24 protein-coding genes are annotated in these 21,604 nt (G+C 71.5%); 11 read left to right on the plus strand and 13 right to left on the minus strand.

Annotated elements, in window-relative coordinates; genetic code table 11:
• The first annotated feature begins 141 nt into the window (after nucleotides 1-141).
• Together IE97_RS0100775 and IE97_RS0100780 are read left to right on the plus strand one after the other, a co-directional pair.
• On the plus strand, nucleotides 142-1,128 hold the full coding sequence (locus IE97_RS0100775) for a LacI family DNA-binding transcriptional regulator (protein ID WP_420706036.1): 987 nt from the start codon (nucleotides 142-144) through the stop codon (nucleotides 1,126-1,128).
• A gap of 7 nt (nucleotides 1,129-1,135) precedes the next feature.
• Complete coding sequence (locus IE97_RS0100780) at nucleotides 1,136-1,993, plus strand: hypothetical protein (RefSeq protein WP_051704781.1); 858 nt, start codon at nucleotides 1,136-1,138, stop codon at nucleotides 1,991-1,993.
• 16 nt (nucleotides 1,994-2,009) lie between these two features.
• Here IE97_RS0100780 and IE97_RS0100785 read toward each other — a convergent pair whose 3' ends face one another.
• Nucleotides 2,010-3,311, minus strand: a complete 1,302-nt coding sequence (locus IE97_RS0100785) for a DUF6986 family protein (protein WP_030147190.1) — start codon at nucleotides 3,309-3,311, stop codon at nucleotides 2,010-2,012.
• 190 nt (nucleotides 3,312-3,501) lie between these two features.
• Here IE97_RS0100785 and IE97_RS0100790 point away from each other — a divergent pair, with 190 nt between their 5' ends.
• The gene (locus tag IE97_RS0100790) at nucleotides 3,502-4,407 is read left to right on the plus strand and encodes an endonuclease/exonuclease/phosphatase family protein (protein WP_030147191.1); all 906 of its coding nucleotides are present in this window, start codon (nucleotides 3,502-3,504) and stop codon (nucleotides 4,405-4,407) included.
• Nucleotides 4,408-4,476: 69 nt separating this feature from the next.
• On the opposite strand, the gene IE97_RS0100795 is transcribed toward IE97_RS0100790, so the two are convergent.
• The 4 genes from IE97_RS0100795 to IE97_RS0100810 all read right to left on the minus strand — a co-directional run bounded on the left by IE97_RS0100795 (nucleotide 4,477) and on the right by IE97_RS0100810 (nucleotide 7,489).
• Nucleotides 4,477-5,439 (minus strand): electron transfer flavoprotein subunit alpha/FixB family protein, encoded by a 963-nt coding sequence (locus IE97_RS0100795; RefSeq protein WP_030147192.1) that lies wholly within the window; start codon nucleotides 5,437-5,439, stop codon nucleotides 4,477-4,479.
• A 55-nt stretch (nucleotides 5,440-5,494) separates the two neighbouring features.
• Nucleotides 5,495-6,283, minus strand: a complete 789-nt coding sequence (locus IE97_RS0100800; RefSeq protein ID WP_010037573.1) for an electron transfer flavoprotein subunit beta/FixA family protein — start codon at nucleotides 6,281-6,283, stop codon at nucleotides 5,495-5,497.
• 217 nt (nucleotides 6,284-6,500) lie between these two features.
• Nucleotides 6,501-6,992, minus strand: a complete 492-nt coding sequence (locus tag IE97_RS0100805) for a flavin reductase family protein (protein WP_030147193.1) — start codon at nucleotides 6,990-6,992, stop codon at nucleotides 6,501-6,503.
• Between the two features lie 83 nt (nucleotides 6,993-7,075).
• Nucleotides 7,076-7,489 carry a TlpA family protein disulfide reductase gene (locus IE97_RS0100810; RefSeq protein ID WP_030147194.1) on the minus strand — a complete coding sequence of 138 codons (414 nt, stop codon included), beginning with the start codon at nucleotides 7,487-7,489 and terminating at the stop codon, nucleotides 7,076-7,078.
• Nucleotides 7,490-7,566: 77 nt separating this feature from the next.
• Between IE97_RS0100810 and IE97_RS0100815 the strand changes: the two genes are divergently transcribed.
• Both IE97_RS0100815 and IE97_RS0100820 read left to right on the plus strand, forming a co-directional pair.
• Nucleotides 7,567-7,983 carry a DUF4395 domain-containing protein gene (locus tag IE97_RS0100815; protein WP_030147195.1) on the plus strand — a complete coding sequence of 139 codons (417 nt, stop codon included), beginning with the start codon at nucleotides 7,567-7,569 and terminating at the stop codon, nucleotides 7,981-7,983.
• 189 nt (nucleotides 7,984-8,172) lie between these two features.
• Nucleotides 8,173-8,901 carry a lysophospholipid acyltransferase family protein gene (locus IE97_RS0100820; RefSeq protein ID WP_030147196.1) on the plus strand — a complete coding sequence of 243 codons (729 nt, stop codon included), beginning with the start codon at nucleotides 8,173-8,175 and terminating at the stop codon, nucleotides 8,899-8,901.
• Nucleotides 8,902-8,919: 18 nt separating this feature from the next.
• On the opposite strand, the gene IE97_RS0100825 is transcribed toward IE97_RS0100820, so the two are convergent.
• The 4 genes from IE97_RS0100825 to IE97_RS0100840 all read right to left on the minus strand — a co-directional run bounded on the left by IE97_RS0100825 (nucleotide 8,920) and on the right by IE97_RS0100840 (nucleotide 12,908).
• Entirely contained in the window at nucleotides 8,920-9,492 is a 573-nt protein-coding gene (locus IE97_RS0100825) for a transglutaminase-like domain-containing protein (RefSeq protein ID WP_030147197.1), read from the minus strand.
• 151 nt (nucleotides 9,493-9,643) lie between these two features.
• Nucleotides 9,644-10,714, minus strand: a complete 1,071-nt coding sequence (locus IE97_RS0100830; RefSeq protein WP_030147198.1) for a threonine aldolase family protein — start codon at nucleotides 10,712-10,714, stop codon at nucleotides 9,644-9,646.
• Nucleotides 10,711-11,460 carry an SDR family NAD(P)-dependent oxidoreductase gene (locus IE97_RS0100835; protein WP_030147199.1) on the minus strand — a complete coding sequence of 250 codons (750 nt, stop codon included), beginning with the start codon at nucleotides 11,458-11,460 and terminating at the stop codon, nucleotides 10,711-10,713. Before IE97_RS0100835 ends, IE97_RS0100830 begins: the two co-directional genes overlap by 4 nt.
• A 50-nt stretch (nucleotides 11,461-11,510) precedes the next feature.
• Complete coding sequence (locus IE97_RS0100840; RefSeq protein ID WP_030147200.1) at nucleotides 11,511-12,908, minus strand: DUF6421 family protein; 1,398 nt, start codon at nucleotides 12,906-12,908, stop codon at nucleotides 11,511-11,513.
• A 250-nt stretch (nucleotides 12,909-13,158) separates the two neighbouring features.
• Between IE97_RS0100840 and IE97_RS0100845 the strand changes: the two genes are divergently transcribed.
• Complete coding sequence (locus IE97_RS0100845) at nucleotides 13,159-13,842, plus strand: glycerophosphodiester phosphodiesterase (RefSeq protein WP_030147201.1); 684 nt, start codon at nucleotides 13,159-13,161, stop codon at nucleotides 13,840-13,842.
• A gap of 3 nt (nucleotides 13,843-13,845) precedes the next feature.
• On the opposite strand, the gene IE97_RS0100850 is transcribed toward IE97_RS0100845, so the two are convergent.
• Nucleotides 13,846-14,385: a GNAT family N-acetyltransferase gene (locus IE97_RS0100850; RefSeq protein WP_030147202.1), complete on the minus strand. Its 540-nt coding sequence runs from the start codon at nucleotides 14,383-14,385 to the stop codon at nucleotides 13,846-13,848.
• A gap of 68 nt (nucleotides 14,386-14,453) precedes the next feature.
• On the opposite strand from IE97_RS0100850, the gene IE97_RS0100855 reads away from it, so the two are divergent.
• Nucleotides 14,454-14,846 (plus strand): VOC family protein, encoded by a 393-nt coding sequence (locus IE97_RS0100855; RefSeq protein ID WP_030147203.1) that lies wholly within the window; start codon nucleotides 14,454-14,456, stop codon nucleotides 14,844-14,846.
• A gap of 2 nt (nucleotides 14,847-14,848) precedes the next feature.
• Here the strand turns inward: IE97_RS0100855 and IE97_RS0100860 are convergent, their stop codons facing one another.
• Nucleotides 14,849-15,763, minus strand: a complete 915-nt coding sequence (locus IE97_RS0100860; protein WP_030147204.1) for a GNAT family N-acetyltransferase — start codon at nucleotides 15,761-15,763, stop codon at nucleotides 14,849-14,851.
• A gap of 209 nt (nucleotides 15,764-15,972) precedes the next feature.
• On the opposite strand from IE97_RS0100860, the gene IE97_RS0100865 reads away from it, so the two are divergent.
• A complete protein-coding gene (locus IE97_RS0100865; protein WP_030147205.1) occupies nucleotides 15,973-16,734 on the plus strand; it encodes a VOC family protein in 762 nt (253 codons plus the stop codon).
• A gap of 34 nt (nucleotides 16,735-16,768) precedes the next feature.
• Here the strand turns inward: IE97_RS0100865 and IE97_RS0100870 are convergent, their stop codons facing one another.
• Together IE97_RS0100870 and IE97_RS0100875 are read right to left on the minus strand one after the other, a co-directional pair.
• On the minus strand, nucleotides 16,769-17,356 hold the full coding sequence (locus IE97_RS0100870) for a MarR family winged helix-turn-helix transcriptional regulator (RefSeq protein ID WP_030147206.1): 588 nt from the start codon (nucleotides 17,354-17,356) through the stop codon (nucleotides 16,769-16,771).
• Nucleotides 17,353-19,029, minus strand: coding sequence for an FUSC family protein (locus IE97_RS0100875; protein ID WP_030147207.1), 1,677 nt, complete (start codon nucleotides 19,027-19,029; stop codon nucleotides 17,353-17,355). The genes IE97_RS0100870 and IE97_RS0100875 overlap by 4 nt, the downstream gene beginning before the upstream one ends.
• Nucleotides 19,030-19,179: 150 nt before the next feature.
• On the opposite strand from IE97_RS0100875, the gene IE97_RS0100880 reads away from it, so the two are divergent.
• The 3 genes from IE97_RS0100880 (at nucleotide 19,180) to IE97_RS0100890 (ending at nucleotide 21,597) form a co-directional block, all read left to right on the plus strand.
• Entirely contained in the window at nucleotides 19,180-19,737 is a 558-nt protein-coding gene (locus tag IE97_RS0100880; protein WP_030147208.1) for a DUF5134 domain-containing protein, read from the plus strand.
• A gap of 99 nt (nucleotides 19,738-19,836) precedes the next feature.
• The gene (locus IE97_RS0100885; protein WP_030147209.1) at nucleotides 19,837-20,772 is read left to right on the plus strand and encodes a M56 family metallopeptidase; all 936 of its coding nucleotides are present in this window, start codon (nucleotides 19,837-19,839) and stop codon (nucleotides 20,770-20,772) included.
• A 129-nt stretch (nucleotides 20,773-20,901) separates the two neighbouring features.
• Nucleotides 20,902-21,597: a phosphatase PAP2 family protein gene (locus IE97_RS0100890; protein WP_030147210.1), complete on the plus strand. Its 696-nt coding sequence runs from the start codon at nucleotides 20,902-20,904 to the stop codon at nucleotides 21,595-21,597.
• The last annotated feature ends 7 nt before the right edge of the window (nucleotides 21,598-21,604 follow it).

The raw sequence follows: 21,604 nt of genomic DNA on the forward strand, positions 1-21,604 counted from the left end.
ACGTTGTCCAGGCTCTATGCTCGACGCCACATCCTCATACGAACCCGGGACCGACGCACCCCCGTGGACGACAGGACAGGACAGCGCACCGTGCCCCAGACCCACCTCCGCTCCGCAGCGCGCTACGGCACCCGGCCGACCATGAAGGACGTCGCGGCACGCGCCGGGGTCGGGCTCAAGACGGTCTCCCGGGTCGTGAACGGGGAGCCGGGCGTCACCCCGGAGACGGAGCGCCGGGTCCAGGAGGCGATCGACGCCCTGGGGTTCCGCCGCAACGACAGCGCGCGGGTGCTGCGCAAGGGCCGCACCGCGAGCATCGGGCTGGTCCTGGAGGATCTCGCGGACCCGTTCTACGGGCCGCTGAGCCGGTCGGTCGAGGAGGTGGCCCGCGCGCACGGCGCCCTGCTGATCAACGGCTCCAGCGCGGAGGACCCGGACCGTGAGCAGGAGCTGGTGCTTGCGTTGTGCGCACGGCGGGTGGACGGGCTGGTGGTGATCCCGGCCGGTGACGACCACCGGTACCTGGAGCCGGAGCTCAAGGCGGGTGTCGCCACGGTGTTCGTGGACCGCCCGGCCGGGCACATCGACGCCGACGTGGTCCTGTCGGACAACTTCGGCGGTGCCCGGGACGGCGTCGCCCACCTCATCGCGCACGGGCACCGCCGGATCGGCTTCATCGGGGACATGCCCCGGATCCACACCGCCGCGGAGCGGCTGCGCGGCTACCGGGCCGCGATGGAGGACGCGGGCATACCCGTGGCGGACTCCTGGATGTCCCTCGGCGTCACCGACCCCGAGCGAGTGCGCGGGGCCGCCGTGGAGATGCTGTCCGGCCCGGAGCCGGTCACCGCGGTCTTCGCAGGCAACAACCGGGTGACCGTCACCGTGATCCGGGTGCTCGCCGAGCAGACCCGCCGTGTCGCCCTGGTCGGCTTCGACGACATAGAGCTCGCCGACCTGCTCCAGCCGGGCGTCACGGTCGTCACCCAGGACGCGGCGGCCATCGGCCGTACCGCCGCGGAGCGCCTCTTCCGGCAGCTGGACGGCACACTGGTCACACCGGAGCGCATCGAGCTGCCCACCCGGTTGATCACTCGCGGCTCGGGCGAGCTTCCCCCGGTGGACTGAGCGGCCCATGGAGCACCACGTCGATCGCACGCTGCGGGCACTCGGCCTGGCCGAGGCGCCGCGCGAGCATCCCCTGCTCTATCCGGGCGCGTGGCCCGCCGGCTCCGGGCTGCTCGACGGGGACCGCTTCCTGCCGCTGGACCGGACGTCGTACGCGGACCGCACACCGGTGCTCGCCATCGGCTCGAACGCCTGCCCGGCCCAGTTGCGGCACAAGATGCTGGAGTTCGGGATCATGTCGCCGGTCCCGATGGTGAGGGCCCTGGTGACCGGCGTCGACGCCGGTGTCTCGGCGCATGTGAGCCGCATGGGATACGTGTCGGCCTCGCCGGTCAGCGCCCCGGAGACCGTGCGGGAGCTGTTCGTCATCTGGCTCGACGACGAGCAGCTCGCGGTGATCGACGCCAGCGAGGGCGCGCCGGTGCCGGGCGGGAACTTCGACCGGGCCTGGCTGCCCTCGCCCGACATACGGATCGACCTCGCGGACGGCACCCGCCTGCCGGGCGCGTACGCCTACGTGAACCGGCACGGTGTCCTGCACGACGGCACCGGCAGGCCGCGCACTCACCCGGGGCAGCGGGAGATCCTCAGCGAACTGCTCGTCGGCCTGCCGCGCTTCCGGGAGCTCTTCGGCGTCGTGCCCGAGGAGTTCTGTGAGCGGGCGCGCGCCGACCGCCGGTTGTGCGAGCGCGGCACCCGGCTTTTCATCGAGGAGAAGCTGGTGACGGCCTCCGGGCTGGAACGGTACGTGGCCGCCTCGGCGCGGGCTCGGCACAACGGGAGCCACGGGACGGCCGCGCCGTTGGCGCCGCCCTTGACGGAGACACCGCTGCGGCGGCCCGGCCCGGGTTCTGCCCGCGAGTGAAGTGGGCGGCGGCGTGTCAGGCGGAAGCCGTCAGATCACCCCGCCGGGGCACCGCGAAGCTCTCCAGGTCGGCCCGGGTCAGGCCGGCGAGCCGAGCGACCTCGCCGATGTCGAGGGCGCCGCAGTCCAGGCCGCGCAGCAGGTAACCGCTGAGTGCCTTGGCGGTGGCGGGTTCGTCCATGACGTCACCGGCGGTGCGGTGGGCGTAGCGGGCCAGGCGGGCGGCGGCCTGCTCGAAGCCCTCCCGGTAGAAGGCGAACACGGCCGCGTAGCGGGTGGGGATGTGGCCGGGATGCATGTCCCAGCCCTGGTAGTAGGCGCGGGCCAGGGCGCGCCGGGTGAGGCCGTAGTGCAGCCGCCAGGCCGCGTGCACCTTCTCGGTGGGGCCGACCGGGAGGACGTTCGTCGAGCCGTCCGAGACACGGACGCCCGTACCGGCCGCTGCGACCTGCATGACCGCCTTGGCGTGGTCGGCGGCGGGGTGGTCGGAGGCCTGGTGGGCGGCGGAGACGCCCAGGCAGGCGCTGTAGTCGAAGGTGCCGTAGTGCAGGCCGGTGGCACGGCCCTCGGCGGCCTGGATCATGCGGGCGACGGTGGCGGTGCCGTCGGCGGCGAGGATGGACTGGCTGGTCTCGATCTGGATCTCGAAGCCGATCCGGCCGGGCTCGAGGCCGTGTGTCTTCTCGAAGGCGTCCAGCAGCCGTGCCATGGCGGTGACCTGCTCGGGGTACGTCACCTTCGGCAGGGTGAGCACCAGTCCGGCGGGCAGGCCGCCGGCCTCCATCAGGCCGGTGAGGAAGATGTCGAGGGTGCGGATGCCCCGGTCGCGGACGGGCGCCTCCATGCACTTCATCCGGATCCCCATGTACGGGGCCGCGGTGCCGTCCTCGTACGCCTCGGCGATGATCCGGGCGGTGCGCGCGGCTGCCTCGTCCTCCTCGGCGTCGGGGCGAACGCCGTAGCCGTCCTCGAAGTCCACGCGCAGGTCCTCGATCGGTTCGCGTTCCAGCTTGGCGCGGACCCGGTCGTACACGGGCGCCGCCAGCTCGTCCGCCAGGCCCAGGACGGCGGCGAAGGACTCGGCGTCGGGAGCGTGCTCGTCGAGGGTGGCCAGGGCCCGGTCGCCCCAGGTGCGGACGGTGTCGGCGGCGAAGACGTCTCCGGGGACGTAGACGGTGTGCACGGGCTGACGGGTGCCGGGGTCTCCCGGGTAGCGGCGCTCCAGTTCCGCGTCGACGGGGGCGAGGGAGGCGCTGATCTCCTCGCTGATGGCACCCGCGAGACTCGTCGCCACGTTCTCCTGTCGGCCCTGCCCCATCCCAGACCCTCCATTTTCCGTAAAGCGGAATCAACACTCCGCAAAACGAAGCTAACGGCCGATCTTCACCCTGGTCAACACCGGCTTGAGTGCGATTCCCCATGCTTCACCATCAGCCACTGCAGACCCGCCGTCTTCTTCCGTATTCAGTAGGCAAGCTTCATCCTGACTGCAAGGGGAGGGAGATCACGTGCCGAACGAGGTCGGAGTGACGCGCCGTCACGGGCTCAAGGCAGCGGCGGCCGCCGCCGTCGCGGGACCGCTGCTCACCACCGCGGGTCCCACACGGCCCGCTTCCGCCGGCGAGCACCCGGGCGCCCTGAACGTCATGACGTTCAACGTGCGCTTCGCGACCGTCGTCGACAAGACACCGCGCTGGACCGTGCGCCGACCGGTGATGCGAGAACTGCTGCGCCGCGAGCGACCTCACGTCATCGGCACGCAGGAAGGGCTCTACCGGCAAGTGCGCATGATCGAGAAGGATCTCGGCGAGCACTACGACTGGATCGGCACCGGACGCGGGGGCGGCAGCAAGGACGAGTTCATGGCGGTCTTCTACGACACGCGCAGACTCGAGCCGGTCGAGTTCGACCACTTCTGGCTGTCCGACACCCCGTACACGATCGCCTCGAACACCTGGGACGCGGACTGGCTGCGCATGGTGACGTGGGTCCGTTTCGCCGACCTCGCCGACCGGGGACGGGAGTTCTACGTCCTGAACACCCATCTGGACAGCGTCAGCCAGTACGCCCGGGAACGCTCGGCGGGGCTCATCGGCGAGACGATCGCCGGGTGGGACCGGTCGTTACCGGTCATCGTCACCGGCGACTTCAACGCGGCCGCCCACGACAACCGGGTGTACGAGCTCATGCTGGACATCGGACTGGTGGACACCTGGGACGCGGCGGCCTCGCGGAGTCCGGCGTACGGGACGTACCACCGCTACCAGGTGCCCAGACCCGGCGGGCGGCGCATCGACTGGATCCTCACCACGCCCGGGGTGACCACGCACTGGGCCGGGATGAACACCTTCAGCGTGGACGGGACGTACCCGAGCGACCACCTGCCGGTGCAGGCCACGATGACCCTGGGATGAGAAGAGGCCCCCGTGACCGTTCGCCAGAACTCAAGGCGCGGTCACGGGGGCCTTCCACATCCCGGTCGATCAGCCCTTGCGGGTCTTGATCTCCTCGGTCAGGGCCGGGACGACGTCGAAGAGGTCGCCGACGACGCCGTAGTCGACCAGGTCGAAGATCGGGGCCTCGGCGTCCTTGTTGATCGCCACGATCGTCTTCGAGGTCTGCATACCGGCACGGTGCTGGATCGCACCCGAGATGCCGGAGGCGATGTACAGCTGCGGCGAGACCGACTTGCCCGTCTGGCCGACCTGGTTGGTGTGCGGGTACCAGCCGGCGTCCACCGCGGCACGCGAGGCACCGACGGCCGCGCCGAGGGAGTCGGCGAGCGCCTCGATGATCGCGAAGTTCTCCGCGCCGTTGACGCCACGGCCACCGGAGACCACGATCGCGGCCTCGGTCAGCTCCGGGCGGCCCGTCGACTCACGCGGCGTACGGCCGGTGACCTTCGTGCCGGTGGCCTGAGCGGAGAAGGTCACGGACAGGGCCTCCACCGCACCGGCGGCCGGGGCCGGCTCGACGGCGGCGCTGTTGGGCTTGACCGTGATGACCGGGGTGCCCTTGGAGACGCGGGACTTGGTGGTGAAGGAGGCGGCGAACACCGACTGGGTGGCCACCGGGCCCTCGTCGCCGGCCTCCAGGTCGACGGCGTCGGTGATGATGCCGGAGCCCAGACGCAGCGCCAGACGGGCGGCGATCTCCTTGCCCTCGGCGGAGGACGGCACCAGCACGGCGGCCGGGGATACGGCCTCGTGCGCGGCCTGGAGGGCGTCCACCTTGGGTACGACCAGGTAGTCGGCGTACTCGGCGGCCTCGTGGGTGAGGACCTTGACCGCGCCGTGCTCGGCGAGCGTGGCGGCGGTGTCACCGGCGCCGTTGCCCAGTGCGACGGCGACCGGCTCGCCGATGCGGCGGGCCAGGGTCAGCAGCTCCAGAGTGGGCTTGCGGACGGCACCGTCCACGTGGTCGACGTAGACGAGAACTTCAGCCATGGGACTTCTTCTCTCCTGCTTGCGAAAGATGAGGGGCGGTCAGCGAATGCCGGGCTCAGATGAACTTCTGGCCCGCGAGGAACTCAGCGAGCTGCTTGCCGCCCTCGCCCTCGTCCTTGACGATCGTGCCCGCCGTACGGGCTGGGCGCTCGGCCGCGTTGTCGACCGTGGTGTAGGCGCCCTCCAGGCCGACCTCCTCGGCCTCGATGTCGAGGTCGGACAGGTCCCAGGACTCCACCGGCTTCTTCTTGGCCGCCATGATGCCCTTGAAGGACGGGTAGCGCGCCTCGCCGGACTGGTCGGTCACCGACACGACCGCCGGCAGGGACGCCTCGAGGTTCTCGGAGGCGGCGTCGCCGTCGCGACGGCCCTTGACCGTGCCGTCCTCGACCGACACCTCGGACAGCAGCGTCACCTGCGGCACGCCCAGGCGCTCGGCCAGCAGGGCCGGGACGACGCCCATGGTGCCGTCGGTGGAGGCCATGCCGGAGATCACCAGGTCGTAACCGGCCTTCTCGATCGCCTTGGCCAGGACCAGGGAGGTGCCGATGGCGTCGGTGCCGTGGATGTCGTCGTCCTCGACGTGGATGGCCTTGTCGGCACCCATGGACAGCGCCTTGCGCAGCGCGTCCTTGGCGTCCTCCGGGCCCACCGTCAGGACGGTGATCTCCACGTCGTCGTCCGAGTTCTCCGAGATCTGCAGCGCCTGCTCGACCGCGTACTCGTCGAGCTCGGAGAGCAGACCGTCCACGTCGTCCCGGTCGACGGTCAGGTCATCGGCGAAGTGCCGGTCGCCAGTGGCGTCGGGCACGTACTTCACAGTGACAACGATCCTCAAGCTCACGCCGGCTCTCCTACTGCATCGTCATTTCTCGGTGCCTGCTTGCAGGCAGCATAGGCGCCTCAAGCGGCCGATCCCGGTCGGGGCGGCCCACGCTCCGAGCGAAATATTACTCGTCAGTACATCCAGTTCATGCCCGCTAAGCAAGCGCTTTGAACTGTGACCTTCGCAACGCAGCGTAACCGGAACTCGACGGCCCCGCAGCCGGGGGGGGACCAGGTCAGTCGCGCAGGCGGCCGAAACGTCCCTGGTGGTAGAGGAGCGGCCGGCCGGTGCCCGTGGGGTCGCCGTGCACGACCTCCGCGATCACGATCCGGTGGTCTCCCGCCGGCACGCGGGCCACGACCCGGGCCACCAGCCAGGCGAGCACGCCGTCGAGCACGGGGACCCCCTCGGGACCCTCGCGCCACTGGGTGGGCGCCGCGAAGCGGTCGGCTCCGCTGCGGGCGAAGGTCGCGGCCAGCTCCTGCTGGTGCTCTCCGAGAATGTGCACACCGACATGGCCGGTGACGGCGATGGCGGGCCAGCTGGAGGAGCCGGTGCCGACCCCGAACGACAGCAGGGGCGGCTCGGCGGAGACGGAGCTCAGGGACGTCGCGGTGAAGCCCACCGGACCGGCGTCGCCACGCGCGGTGATCACGGCGACTCCGGCCGCGTGCCGCCGGAAGACCGAGCGCAGGAGGTCGGGTGTGGCGAGGAGGTCCGGAGGCATGGGGTCAGGCTGACGATAAATGGTCCGCGCAGTCAAGTTCGTTCCGTGAAGTGGGAGATGACTCACCGGCCGCGTCGCCCGGCTCACACCGCCTCCCCCAGCGCGGCGATCACGTCGGCCTTGCGCGGCTGGCCTGTGGCCCGCCGCACCACCCGGCCGTCGGCGTCGAGGACCAGCACGGTCGGGGTCTTGAGGATGCCCAGCCGTCGCACGAGGTCCAGGTGGGCCTCGGCGTCGATCTCGACGTGGGCCACGCCCTGGACCATGCCGGCGACCTCGCCGAGCACCCGCCGGGTCGCCCGGCAGGGCGCGCAGAACGCGCTGGAGAACTGCACGAGCGTGGCCCGCTCACCGAGCTCCGCGCCCAGCTCCGACGCATCGAGCAGCTTGCCGTCGTCCCGTCCGCGCACCCGTACTCTCCCGCTCCGCCGCCGTCGCAGCACTCCGTAGGCGCTCGCCGCCGCGAGCACCAGCACGCACACCACCAGTCCGGTCATCTCCGAGTGCAAGCGTTCACGAGACCGCAAAGATTCCCGCCCCTCACCAGGGCCGCGATACGGAATGCTTGGCTCCTATGGATATCGACGCAAGAGGGCCGCGTGTCGGTGCCGCCGTGACCACCGTCGTCCTGGCGCTCGTTCTGGTCACGGGGAGCGTGTGGCTGCTGGCCTGGCAGACGCTGGCGTTCCTGCTGGGCGCCGCGGGCGGAGTGAGCCGGTCGCCGTACGGCTGGCTGTTCCGCGTGGCCGTAAGGCCACGACTCGGGCCGCCGACCGAGTTCGAGGCGCCCGAACCGCCCCGTTTCGCCCAGGCGGTTGGGCTGGTCTTCGCCGGGCTCGGGCTCGTCGGCTACACGCTGGGGCCCGGCTGGCTGGGACTCGCGGCGACGGGGGCGGCCCTCGCGGCCGCCTTCCTCAATGCCGCGTTCGGGTACTGCCTGGGATGCGAGTTGTACCTGCTCGTGCGGCGAGTGACGGTACGGGCGGAGTAATGGGGCCGCAAAAGCCCGAGGTGGGGTCCGTGGGGGCGACGTGACGAGAATCTCCTCGCATGGGGGCACGGGGGCTGGCTACCCGGCCGTTCTTGGGGCACGATCTGCGACAAGCCGTAAACCTACGGCTGCGTAACTTCTTCACTGGGAATCCCTTCCCAGGCAGAGCAGGAAGGGTCCGACCCGCCCATGGCAGAGTTCGTCTACCGTCCCGTCGTCGGTTTCGCCCGCACGCTGTTCAAGGTGTGGGACCTCAAGATCGACTGCCAGGGTTCGGAGAACATCCCGCGCTCGGGCGGCGCCGTGCTGGTGAGCAATCACATCAGCTACCTGGACTTCGTCTTCAACGGCCTGGCGGCGCTGCCACAGAAGCGTCTCGTGCGGTTCATGGCGAAGGAGTCCGTCTTCCGCCACAAGATCTCGGGCCCGCTGATGCGCGGGATGAAGCACATCCCGGTGGACCGCGAGCAGGGCGAGGCGGCCTACGCGCACGCCCTGGACTCGCTGCGGTCGGGTGAGATCGTCGGGGTCTTCCCGGAGGCGACCATCTCGCAGTCGTTCACGCTGAAGAGCTTCAAGTCGGGCGCCGCGCGCCTGGCGCAGGAGGCCGGTGTGCCGCTGGTCCCGATGGCGGTGTGGGGCACGCAGCGCCTGTGGACCAAGGGCCACCCCCGCAACTTCAAGCGCAGCCACATCCCCATCACGATCCGGGTGGGCGAGGCGATCGAGGCCTCCCGCGACAAGTACGCGGGCGCCATCACCCGCCAGCTGCGCGAGCGCGTCCAGGAACTCCTCGAGGCCGCCCAGCGCGCCTATCCGGTGCGCCCGAAGGGCCCGGACGACACCTGGTGGATGCCGGCGCACCTCGGCGGCACGGCGCCGACGCCGGAGCAGGTGAAGGCGGCCGAGGCGCACTGACCTCGAGGCCCGCACGCCTCAGAGTGCCGTAGGGAGCGTCCGCCACAGATGCGGCCGGTCGGCGGCCGCTTTGAGGACGTCGAGCACGGCCGGGTGCGGTGCGGCGTGCAGCACTGGACAGTCCGACTCGCCCGACGCGTGATCGGGCGTGAAGGCGAGCCGCTCGCCGTCCAGGGAGAACTGCGCGTCCACGCCCGGCTTGTTGCCCCGGGGGTCCTGTCGGTGCCATCCACCGTTGAACCGCACGGCGACCAGGCCGTGCACCACCCCCAACTCCTGGTAACAAAACGCCGTCGGGATGTCCTCGGCCCGGAGCAGCGCGGCCAGTGCGTGGGCTTTGGCGTAGCAGATGCCGGTGCGCTGCTCCAGGACATCGGAGGCACGCCAGGTGACCCGGAGATCACCGGAGTCCTGGGAGTGCGGAATGGTGTCACGCACGAAGTCGAACGCCGCCCGCGCATACTCATACGAATTCGCCACGCCCTCGGTGAGCCTGGCAGCCGTCTCGCGCACGAGCGGATGATGATGATCGATCGCCTCGTCAGCGACCAAGTAGGCGGAGAGGTCGGCGGTTTCCTGAATCAGCTGCATGCAGGCAGAGCATAGGGAGAGACCCGCGAGCGAGGCAATTGATTTCCAGCTTTCCGCATACCTATGCAGCAGGCGTGGTCGTCAGGGCGCCGGAGCCGAGCCGGACCCCGCGCGCGGGGTCCGGCTCGTCAACCGCTGAACCGCACCGGAGTCAGCGGGCCATCTCCTCCTTGAGCGCCGCGACGAACGCGTCCACGTCGTCCTCGGTCGTGTCGAATGCGCACATCCAGCGGACGTCGCCCGCGGCCTCGTCCCAGAAATAGAAGCGGAACCGCTTCTGGAGGCGTTCGCTCACGTCGTGCGGCAGGCGGGCGAACACGGCGTTGGCCTGCACGGGGTGGAGGATCTCCACCCCGTGCACGGCGCGCACGCCCTCGGCGAGGCGCTGGGCCATCTCGTTGGAGTGGCGGGCGTTGCGCAGCCACAGGTCCCGGGCGAGCAGGGCCTCCAACTGCACCGACACGAAGCGCATCTTGGAGGCGAGCTGCATGGACAGCTTGCGCAGGTGCTTCATGTGACGGACGGCGTCCTGGTTGATCACCACCACCGCCTCGCCGAACAGGGCGCCGTTCTTCGTGCCGCCCAGGGAGAGGATGTCGACGCCCGCCGCGTTGGTGAGCGTCCGCATCGGGACGTTCAGGGTGGCGGCCGCGTTGGCCAGCCGGGAGCCGTCCAGGTGCACCTTCATGCCGTGCGCGTGGGCATGCTCGCACAGGGCGTGTATCTCCTCCGGCGTGTAGACCGTGCCGAGTTCGGTGGCCTGGGCGATGGAGACGACCTGCGGCATGGCGCGGTGCTCGTCGTCCCAGCCGTACGCCTGGCGGTCGATCAGCTCGGGGGTGAGCTTGCCGTCCGGTGTCGGCACGGTCAGCAGCTTCAGGCCGCCGACCCGCTCGGGCGCCCCGCACTCGTCGACGTTGATGTGCGCGCTCTCGGCGCAGATCACCGCGCCCCAGCGGTCGGTGACGGCCTGGAGGGCGACGACGTTGGCGCCGGTCCCGTTGAACACCGGGAACGCCTCGGCGGTGGGGCCGAAGTGGCTGCGCACGACGTTCTGGAGGTTGTCCGTGTAGGCGTCCTCGCCATAGGCGACCTGGTGTCCGCCGTTGGCCAGGGCCAGGGCGGCGAGTACCTCCGGGTGGGCCCCGGCGTAGTTGTCGCTGGCGAAACCGCGGACGTCGGGGTCGTGATGGCGACGGGCGTCGGTCTTCGGCGGGTTCACGGCTTCTCGGTGAGCCACAGACGGTTTCCGTTCACTTCGGCGGCAGGCTTGTCCCAGACCTCGGCGATGGCGTCGGCCAGGTCATTGACGTCGGTGAAGCCCGCGAACTTCGCGTTGGGGCGGTCGGCGCGCATCGCGTCGTGCACCAGCGCCTTCACCACCAGGATGGCAGCCGCCGAGGTCGGCCCCTCGGCACCCCCGGCCTTGCGGAAGGCGTCGGCCAGGGCGAGCGTCCAGGCCTCGGCCGCGGCCTTGGCGGCGGCGTACGAGGCGTTGCCCGCGGTGGGCTTCGTGGCACCGGCCGCGCTGATCAGCACATACCGGCCGCGGTCGCTGCGCTGGAGGCTCTCGAAGAAGGCCAGGGAGGTGTGCTGCACGGTGCGGATCAGCAGCAGCTCCAGGAAGTCCCAGTCGTCGAGGCTCGTCTTGATGAAGGTCTCGCTGCCGCGCCAGCCGCCGACGAGATGGACCAGGCCGTCGACGCGGCCGAAGTCCTTCTCGATGTGACTCGCCCAGTCACGGGTGGACTGCAGGTCCAGCAGGTCGACCGGTTCGCCGGTGACGGTCGCACCGCCCGAGGCGTAGCGCGCCGCGTCCACGGCCTCCGCGAGCCGCTCGGGATCGTTGTCCGCCGCCGCCACGGTCGCCCCCGCCTCGGCCAGCCTGAGCAGCGCCGCACGGCCGGCGGGGCCGCCCGCGCCGGCCACCGCGATCACCGCACCGCTGAGAGCTCCGTTCCCCGCCATCTTCTTCGCCTCCTGAGCAGTGTTCCCGGTCTCGCGGACGGTACCGCCGCTCACGCGGCGATCCGCTCGGCGCCGTCCGCCGTGATGCCCTTGGTGGAGGCGATCACGTTCTTGAGCTTCTTGGACAGTGCCTCATAGAACATGCTCAGCGGAAACTCGTCCGGAAGCACGTCATCGACGAGTTTCCGGGGCGGCTGTGTCACGTCGAGCGCGTCGGGGCCCTTTGCCCACTTGGAGCCCGGGTGCGGGGCGAGGTAGGTGGAGACGAGCTCGTAGCCGGCGAACCAGTGGACGAGCTTGGGGCGGTCGATGCCGTCGCGGTACAGCTGCTCGATCTCGGCGCACAGCTGGTTGGTGACCTGCGGGGCGCGCTCCCAGTCGATGGACAGCTTGTTGTCCGTCCAGCGGACGACGTCGTGCTTGTGCAGGTAGGCGAAGAGGAGCTGGCCGCCGAGGCCGTCGTAGTTGCGGACCCGCTCGCCGGTGACCGGGAAGCGGAACATGCGGTCGAAGAGGACCGCCACCTGCACGTCACGGGCCTGCGGGACGCCGTCCTGGGCGAGCTTCACGGCCTCCTTGAAGGCGGTGAGGTCGCAGCGCAGCTCCTCCAGGCCGTACATCCAGAACGGCTGACGCTGCTTGATCATGAACGGGTCGAACGGCAGGTCACCGTGGCTGTGGGTGCGGTCGTGGACCATGTCCCACAGGACGAAGGCCTCCTCGCAGCGCTTCTGGTCGTGCACCATCGCGGCGACGTCCTCCGGCAGCTCCAGGCCCAGGATGTCGACGGCGGCGGCCGTGACGCGACGGAAGCGGGCGGCCTCGCGGTCGCAGAAGATGCCGCCCCAGGAGAACCGTTCCGGCGCCTCGCGCACGGCGATGGTCTCGGGGAAGAGGACGGCCGAGTTGGTGTCGTAGCCGGACGTGAAGTCCTCGAACTTGATGCCGCAGAACAGCGGGTTGTCGTAGCGCGTGCGCTCGAGTTCCGCCAGCCACTCCGGCCAGACCATGCGCAGCACGACCGCTTCCAGGTTGCGGTCCGGGTTGCCGTTCTGCGTGTACATCGGGAAGACGACCAGGTGCTGCAGACCGTCGGCGCGGTGGGCGGCCGGCTGGAAGGCCAGCAGCGAGTCGAGGAAGTCGGGCACCTGGAAGCCGCCGTCGGCCCACCGGCCGAGGTCCTTCACCAGGGCCTCGTGGTAGTCGCGGTCGTGCGGGAGCAGCGGGGAGAGCTCCCGGACCGCGTCGGTGACCGCCCGCACGGCGAGCTCGGCGTCGGCGGGATCGGGCGCGCTCTCGGCGTCGAAGTCGATCGACCCGTCCTTGGACTGCCATGGCCGGATCCGCTCCACGGCATCCTTGAGCACGGGCCATGCCGGGTGCTCCACCACCCTGGCCACGGGAGGAACCTGTTCCTCCGAACCCACCTGCACAAGAATTTCCGTCATGTCCCATCCTCCACGGGAGAATCTCTCGTGTGCAGACCGTATACACACGAGGTTCCTTCCAGCAAGGGCGGCCTCAGGAAATTATCCTGCCTCACAGGGGCCTTCACCGCACGTTTTCCTGTCGGCCATGCTTGTGCCCGTATGCGCGTCGGCCATGCCCTCTCCCTCTGCAGGGGGTGGCCGCAGGCGATACGGTCCAGGTGGGCCGTAAGGCCCCCAGTGCCGCCTGTCGACGGAAGAGAGTCCCGTCTTGAACTTCCTCACCATCGGTCACCGCGGAGTCATGGGTGTGGAGCCCGAGAACACCCTCCGGTCCTTCGTCGCCGCCCAGGAGGCAGGCCTCGACGCCATCGAACTCGATCTGCATCTCAGCAAGGACGGCGCCCTCGTCGTCATGCACGACACGGACGTGGACCGCACGACCGACGGCACCGGTCCGATCGCCGAGAAGACCCTTGCGGAGCTGCGGGCCCTGGACGCCGGCCTGGGCGAGCGGGTGCCGGTCTTCGAGGAGGTCCTGGAGGCCGTACAGGCGCCGATCCAGGCGGAGATCAAGGATGTGCAGGCGGCCAGGGCCCTGGCCGAGGTGATGAACGCGCGAGGGCTGGCCGGCCGGGTGGAGGTGTCCTCGTTCCACGACGAGGCGATCGCGGAGATCAAGCCCCTGGTGCCGGGGGTGCGCACGGCGCTGATCGCCAGCCGCTACGGCACCGACATCGTGGAACGCGCCGTCGCAGCCGGCGCCGCGACCGTCTGCCTGAACATCCGCCGTCTGACCCTGGAGATCGTGGAGCACGCGCGCAAGGCCGACCTGAAGATCATCGGCTGGGTGGTGAACACGCAGGACCACCTGCGTCTCGTCCGGGCCTTCGGGCTGGACGGCGCGACCACCGACCACCCGGACATCAAGCGTACGGGCCGCTTCACGGCATAGGGACTACGCGAACTCCTTGACCAGCAGCTCGAACTGCAGGTCGTCGCGCTGGGGGATGCCGAAGCGCTCGTCGCCGTACGGGAACGGGGTCATCCGTCCCGTACGGCGGTAGCCGCGCCGCTCGTACCAGGCGATGAGGTCGTCGCGTACGGAGATCACGGTCATGTGCATCTCCGTCACGCCCCACGTCTCGCGGGCCTGTCGCTCCGCCTCCGCGATGATCACCTTGCCGAAACCCGCGCCCTGCAGGCGGGGACTGACCGCGAACATCCCGAAGTAGGCGTGGTCACCGCGGTGCTCGAGCTGGCAGCACGCGACGATCCGCCCCTCCCGTTCCACCGTCAGCAGCCGGCTGTCCGGCGACTTGATGACGGCCAGCACAGCCTCCGGGTCGGTCCGCTGCCCCTGGAGAATGTCCGCCTCGGTGGTCCACCCGGCCCGGCTGGCGTCACCCCGGTACGCCGACTCGATCAGCGCGACCAGCTCGTCCACGTCGGCGTCGGAGGCGTCGCGGAACATCAGTCCGGTGGCGGCGGTGTCCATGGGTTCGTCTCTCTTCCTGGCGCGGCTCGAGCACGGATGAGAGTAACGCCCCCACTAGGCTCCCGTGCATGGTGCATGTACTCAGCAGCCGGATTCTGCTTCGCCCCACCGACCCCGAGCGTTCCCGGGCCTTCTACGGCGAACAGCTGGGGCTCTCCGTCTACCGGGAGTTCGGCACGGGACCGGAACGCGGCACGGTCTACTTCCTCGGCGGCGGCTTCCTCGAAGTCTCGGGGCGATCCACCACTCCCCCCGCGCCGGCTACGCGGCTGTGGCTCCAGGTCGACGACGTGGCCGCGGCCCGGGAAGAGCTCCGTGCGAAGGGGGTGGAGATCGCGCGGCCGCCGGTGAAGGAGCCGTGGGGGCTGGTCGAGATGTGGGTCGAGGACCCGGACGGCACGCCGATCGTGCTGGTGGAGGTCCCGGCGGACCACCCGATGCGCTACCGGCCGGGCATCTGAGGTCACCCCGGGCGGTGCTCCCAGCCCCGGTCGGTACGCGTCAGCTCGCGGAAACCCGCGCCCGTCAGGAGGTCGAGCCTGGTGTCGTCGCCGGCGGTTTCGTAGGCGACGAGCCGGTCGACGCCACACAGGCGGAGCCAGTCGGCCGCCTGGGCGAGCAGCCAGTGCTCAAGGCCGGTGCCGTACTGCGCGGGCTCGACGTGCAGATTCCCGATGTCGGCCAGGCCGGCCGCGCGGGAGTGGCGTTCCGGGCGGGCGAGGCCCGTGTCGATCTCGACGAAGCCGAGGGCGCGCGTGCCGGTACGGGCCGTGAAACGGGTGCCGCACTCCCCCAGCGTGCGCTCGACCGTGACGCCCGGCCGGGGCGCGGGCTCCGGCAGGTCGGCCACGCGGGTGATCAGGATGACCTCGGTGTCACCGACGTGCCGGAAGCCCGCGCGTTCGTAGACGGCCCGGATGTGCGGCCAGTTGCGGGGCAGGCCGTAGACGAGGGGGGCCGGCAGCGCGCCGTCGGCGTACCGGACGCGGCAGTCCCAGCGGGCGAACCGGGCGAGGCACGCCCGCATCAGCAGGTCGGCGGCCTGGTCGGCGTCCGGCCAGAAGGACGCCGTCGGACGGCACACGAACCAGTCGATCCCGGCGGCGTCCCGGTAGGCCTCGCCGACCTCGCCGTCGGCGCGGTAGCGCAGCAGATGGGCGGCGGCGACGACGTGGCCGCGCTGCTCGGCGACGAGCGTCGTCCGCTCGGCCACCCACGGGTCGGTGATGAACTCGCCGGGCTGCCGCTCCAGGTAGCTGAGGACGGTGTTCACGGAGACGGAGACGCCGGGGACGACGGCCGCCACGTGCGTGTTGACCAGGTCGGTGAGCTGGTCGCGGTCGGCTCGGCGAAAGGGCCGCACCTCGAGCGCGGGCATGGGAAACCTCCGGACAGGGTGAAGGAGCCGGCGGCCGCCACACGGTGCGGTACGGGGTGAGGGTACGACGGGCCGGAGCGGCACACCAGTGGGTTTTCCCGGATGGCAGGGGGGACGGGCGGCGGCTTAGCGTGCAGGAGAACCTCTTGCCTGGGGACCTCATGCCTGGGGACCTCATGCCTGGGGGCTCCCCCTGCGGAAGGAACGCCATGAAGCTCGACGCACCGGTGACCGGCGGGCCTTGCTGGACCGAGCTGGGGACCACGGACCTCGAGGCGGCCCAGCGGTTCTACACGAGACTGTTCGGCTGGCGGCCCGAGAGCGACCCGCGTCAGGAGGCGGGCGGGTACACCGTCGCGCACCTGGGGGACGCGGCCGTCGCCGCGCTCGCCCCGCTGTACCAGCCGTCGCAGCCGGTCGCGTGGAACGTGTCGTTCGCGGTCACGGACACGGACGGCACCGCCCGTGCGGTGACCGAGGCGGGCGGGGCGGTGCTGCTGGGACCGATGGACGTGTTCGACATGGGCCGGTTCGCGGTGGCCGCGGACCCGGCCGGTGCCGTGTTCCAGCTGTGGCAGGCCGGGACCTTCCCGGGCGCCGGGCTGTTCAACGCGCCCGGTTCGCTGGGCTGGGTGGAGCTGTACACCCGCGATCCGGACCGGGCCGTGGCCTTCTACACCCGGGTGTTCGGCTGGACCGTCGCGCCCTCGGACCGCTACACCCAGTGGGGTGTCGGCGGCGCTGACTTCGGCGGCATGGTGACGATGGACGACAAGTTCCCGCCCGAGGTCCCGGCGCACTGGCTGCCGTACTTCGCCGTGGCGGACGTGGACGCCACGACCGCCGTCGTCCAGCAGCTCGGCGACGTCCTGATGGTGCCCACGTCCGTGCCCGACGGGCCGCGTATCGCGGTGCTGCGGGACCCGCAGGGGGCGATGTTCGGCGTGTACCGGGCCGGCGAGGAGGGCTGACCGACGGCGTCCCACCGGCGGCCCGGTCCGTGCCTCAGGTCCGCAGTCCGCCCAGCCGGCCCTCCAACTGACCGAGCAACTCCCCGAGAAGAGCCGCGAGTTCGCCCTGCTCGGGTGCGTCCATGCCGGACAGGGCCGCGGCCTCGTAGGCGAGCTGGGCGGGCAGGATGCCGTCGACGAGGTCGCGTCCGGCGTCCGTGAGGCGGAGATGGGCGACCCGGCGGTCGCGGGCGTCGCCGCGCCGTTCGACCAAGCCGCGTTCGGTGAGCTGCTTGACGCGTTTGGTGACGGCGGCCCCGGAGGAGAAGGTCTCCCGGGCCAGCTCCCCGGGCGTCAGCTCGTGCCCGGTGCGACGCAGCGCGCCGAGCAGATCGAACTCGGGCCGGCTGAGCCCCGCCCGGCGCAGGGGGGCGTCCTCGGCCTGCTGGAGCAGGGCGGCGCAGCGGTTGATCCGCCCGATGACTTCCATCGGCGCGGTGTCGAGCCCGGGGTGAACGGCCCGCCACTGCCGTACGACAGCGGCGACGGTGTCACCCCCTCGGCTGCCGGCCGGGCCCTCCCGGTCCTCGGGGGGCTCGCCGGCCTGGTCCCGCTCGGACGATGGTCCCTCCGTCGCCGTCATGGCCGTACGTCCTCCGTCTCGTTCTCCGTGTCCGCGCCCGCACCCCGGTCCGGGAGCAGCCCCTGGCGTCGTACCGTCGCGGCGAGCGTACGGTGTCCGGACTGTTCGGCGAGCACGACCCGCTCCTCGGGCAGGGCTCGCTGCCACCATTCGCCGGCCGCGGCGTCGGCGGTGGCCCGCAGGTCGGCCAGGGCTACGGCGAGTGCGCGGCGGGCGGACTCCAGAGCGGCGGGGCCGGGGTCCGGCGCGGCCAGGAGACGGACGGCGCGCTCGCGGGCCCGGTCGGCGGCGGTCAGGGCGTGTTCGACGCGGTCGCCCGCGCGCCGGTTGGTGACGGCCACGGCGGCCGCGAAGCCGACCAGGGCACCGACGACGGTGTCCACGACCCGCTCCGTCATCAGCTCGCCCGGGTTCCGGTATCCGGCGAACTCGGTGATGAGCAGGGCCATCGGGGTCACGCAGACGCTGCCCAGCCAGTAGTTGCGGCTGATCAGGAGCTCCGCGCCGAAGCTGAACGCGAGGCAGCACAGGACGAGGGCCGCCTGGCCCAGGTGCGCGAGCGGCGCGACCGCCGCGAAGACGAGCACCCCGACGACGTTGCCCACGACACGCTGGACGGCCCGGCTCCAGGTCAGGGCGAGGTTGGCCTGATAGATCGAGGCGGCGGTGACCAGAGCCCAGTAGGGGCGTCCGATGCCGAGCGCGAGGGAGGCGTAACCGGCGAGCGCGCAGCCGAGCGCGGTACGCAGGGCGAGTGGGGTCAGCGGACCCAGCCGGCTCCAGAGGGGCCGGGCCGTGTGCACCCCGAGCAGTTCGTCGGTGGCGGCCCGCGAAAGGCCGGCCTCCGGAACGGGCCCGTTGCCGCGCAGCGAGCCTGCCCAGGACACGAGGCGTTCGGCGTCGGCCTCCGCCGGCGCCGCGAGGGCGATCTCGGCCCGGACCACGAGCCGTTCGAGGCGGTACCGGGTCGGGGAACGTGTGTCGGTGGCGAGCAGTGACTGCCAGGCCGCGTGCACGGCGGCGTAACCGGCGGCCCGGACTCGGGCGTGCCCCTCGCCTGCGCCGCCCGCACCGGCGTACGCGGCGGCGGCCTTCAGGGCGTGGGCGGTGGCGCGGCGCTCCGGCCCGTGGGGGCGCACGAGCACGGGAGCCATGCAGACCAGCCAGGCCCAGGCCCCCGTTGCGGCGGCGAGGGCCAGGTGGCCGGGGACCTGGGCGAAGGTCTGCGGCGCGAACAGGGAGGCGGAGCTGACGAAGGTGAGGACGACGTGGCCCGGCGGGCCGATCCTGGTGGCGTCGCACAGCACCTTCTGCGCGGCGGCCAGCAGCGCACCGACGGCGACCAGCACCACGGCACTGCCGGTCAGTGAGGCCGCGACCAGGGCTACGGCGAGCCCGCCGAGCATGCCGAGCACCACCCACACCAGGGCCCCGGCCCGGGCGGCGTACGGGCGGTTGTGCGCGTACAGCGCGCACAGGGATCCGGCCATCGTGTACATCGCCAGATCGAGCCGGCCGAGCGCCAGCAGGGTGAGGTTGGGCGGAGCGATCGCCGCGACCACGCTCAGCGCGGGCTTGAACCAGATGTCCGAGGGACGTCCGGCGCGCAGCACGCCCGCCAGCGGAAGACGCCGGACGGGCGGGGAGGGAGGGGTGGGGATCGCACAGCTCATGGGAGGAAACGTTAGCAGGTGTTTTACTTGTGAAAGGTACTGTTTCACCTCGGGCGCTCCGCCGAATGCTCCCCGTGTACACCCTTGCGCTCGCGTACGCGCCGCATGGTCCGGGCATCGAATGACCGACCGTCGAGCGGGGAGGTGGGGGTGCACGGACCGGCTTCGTCCGGCTGGCTGCTGGTGGCGCTGTGTGCGGTGACCGGCGTCTACTGCCTGCTGCGGATGCGCAGCAGCGCCGAGGAGCAGCGCAGCTCAGCGGGCGGCGAGGCACTGATGGGTTTCGGGATGGCCGCGATGGCGGTGCCGGCAGCCGTCTTCACTCCGCCTTCGTGGACCTGGCCCGCCTACGCCACCGTGTTCGGTGCGGCTGCGCTCCGCGCGCTGTGGGCGGCACGGTCGGGTGCACACCACCTCCATCACCTGGTGGGAGCCGGGGCCATGGTCTACATGTCCGTCGCCATGGCCGGGGCGCCCGCCCACCTGCACGGAGAGGGCCGATCGGGGATCCCGCTCCTGACCGGGGCACTGCTCCTCTACTTCGCCGCGTACGTGCTGCTGACCGGCGTACGGCTGGTACCGGTCGCCGCCGTGCCCGGCAACGGCTGTGGTGGCGGGCCCGCCGGTTGGGGTGACCGGCCGGAGCTGGCGCGGGCCTGCCGGCTGTCCATGGGGATCTCCATGGTGGCGATGCTGCTGACGCTGTGAGCAGGAGGGCCTCCGCCCGCCGTACGGCCCCGTTGTCTGCGTCACTTTGACGCCACAAGCCGTACCCGTGGGCAGCGCCGCGCTCATAGGCTGCCCTCCATGACCCTCCCCGCGGCACTGTTGCTGCTCGGCGCCCTGACCGCCGTGGTCGCTCCCCGGCTGCTCGCCCGGGCGGACTGGCCCGACCGTGAGCCGGTGGTGGCGCTGTGGGTGTGGCAGTGCGTGGTGGCGGCCGTGATCGTGTGCTGTGCGCTGTCGATGACGCTCAGTGCGGCGGCGGCCTGGCACGCGGTCGGCGGGCATGTCTTCGCGACGGCACCGGGTCCGGTCGTCGAGGCCTACGCCCTCGGTACGGCGGGCCCCTGGGCGGCGACCACCGCGGTCGCGCTCGCCTGCGGCGGGCTGTGGAGCGTGGCGATGCTGGTCCGCGAGGTCGGGCGGGCCCGCGCCCGGCGCCGTCGCCGGCGGGCCGATCTGCTGGTCCGGGCCCCGCTGTTGCCGGGCGAGGTGGCGGTGTCCGGGCGGCTGGTCGTCCTCGAGAGCGAGCAGCCCGACGCCTGGTGGCTGCCCGGCACTCCGCCGCAACTGGTCGTCACGACAGCTGCGTTGCGCCGCCTGAAGGGGCGGAAACTGGACGCCGTGCTCGCCCACGAGCAGGGGCACGCACGGGCCCGGCACGACTGGCTGCTGAACTGCTCCTCCGCCCTGGCGGGCGGCTTCCCGCAGGTGCCGGTGTTCGCCGCGTTCCGCGACGAGATGCACCGCCTGGTCGAACTCGCCGCCGACGACACGGCGTCCCGCCGCTTCGGCCGCCTGACCACAGCCCTGGCCCTGGTCGAACTCAACGAGCACCGCGGTGTGTTCGGCCCTTGCCCGGCGCCGCAGGCCCATGTTCCGGCGCGGGTGCACCGGTTGCTCACTCCCCCGGACCGGTTGCCCGCCGCACGGCGCCTGCGGCTGACGGCGGCGGCCGCGCTGGTGCCCGTGGTGCCGGTGCTGGTGGCGTTCGTCCCGGGGCTGCGGGCCCTGGGGTAGACGCGTGTGCGACGCGGGGCTCCCCGGGGCCTTCCGCGACCGGGCCGGGGTGGCCGAAGCGCGCTGCCCCGGGCCCGAAGATCGTCCGCGTACTGGATCCGGACGCCCCGCTTCGGCGAGGATCGCATCATGCACACCTCGTCCGTCGAGTCCCCACCCCGTCCGGAGCACCGCACCGCCGCCCGATCGGCCGGCGTCCTGGCGCTGTGCTCGGTTCTGCTGCTGACCCTCGTCGCGTCCAGATGGACCCCGCTGATGAGCGTGGACGGAGACATCTCGGCCACCGCGCACCGCTGGGCGGTCGAGGAGTCCGCCCTCACTCAGGCGTGCCGCATTCTGACGGACTGGGTGTGGGATCCGTGGACGATGCGTCTGCTGTGCGCCGTTGTCGTGGTGTGGCTCGTGGTGAAGCTCGCGGCGCGCTGGACGGCGGTGTGGCTGGCGCTGGCCGTCACACTGGGCTCGTTGCTCCAGCAGGGTCTCAAGACGGCGGTGGACCGCCCCCGTCCGGTCTGGCCGGACCCCGTCGACTCGGCCCATTACTCGGCCTTCCCGTCGGGGCACGCCATGACCGCCACGGTCGTGTGCGGCCTGCTCCTGTGGCTCCTGCGGGGTCACGGCGTCGGCCGTGCGGTGTGGCGCGCGGCCCTGGCCGTGGCCGTCGTCTCCGTGGTCGGCGTCGGGCTGACCCGCGTCTGGCTGGGCGTCCACTGGCCGTCGGACGTGGTGGGAGGCTGGCTGCTGGGGGCCCTGGTGGTCGCCGTGGCCGTGTGGACGCACGAACTCCGGCGGCCGCGGCCCCGGCCGGACGGCGCGGCTTCATAGGATCACT

Source organism: Streptomyces sp. NRRL S-455, assembly GCF_000717875.1.
GTDB lineage: Bacteria > Actinomycetota > Actinomycetes > Streptomycetales > Streptomycetaceae > Streptomyces.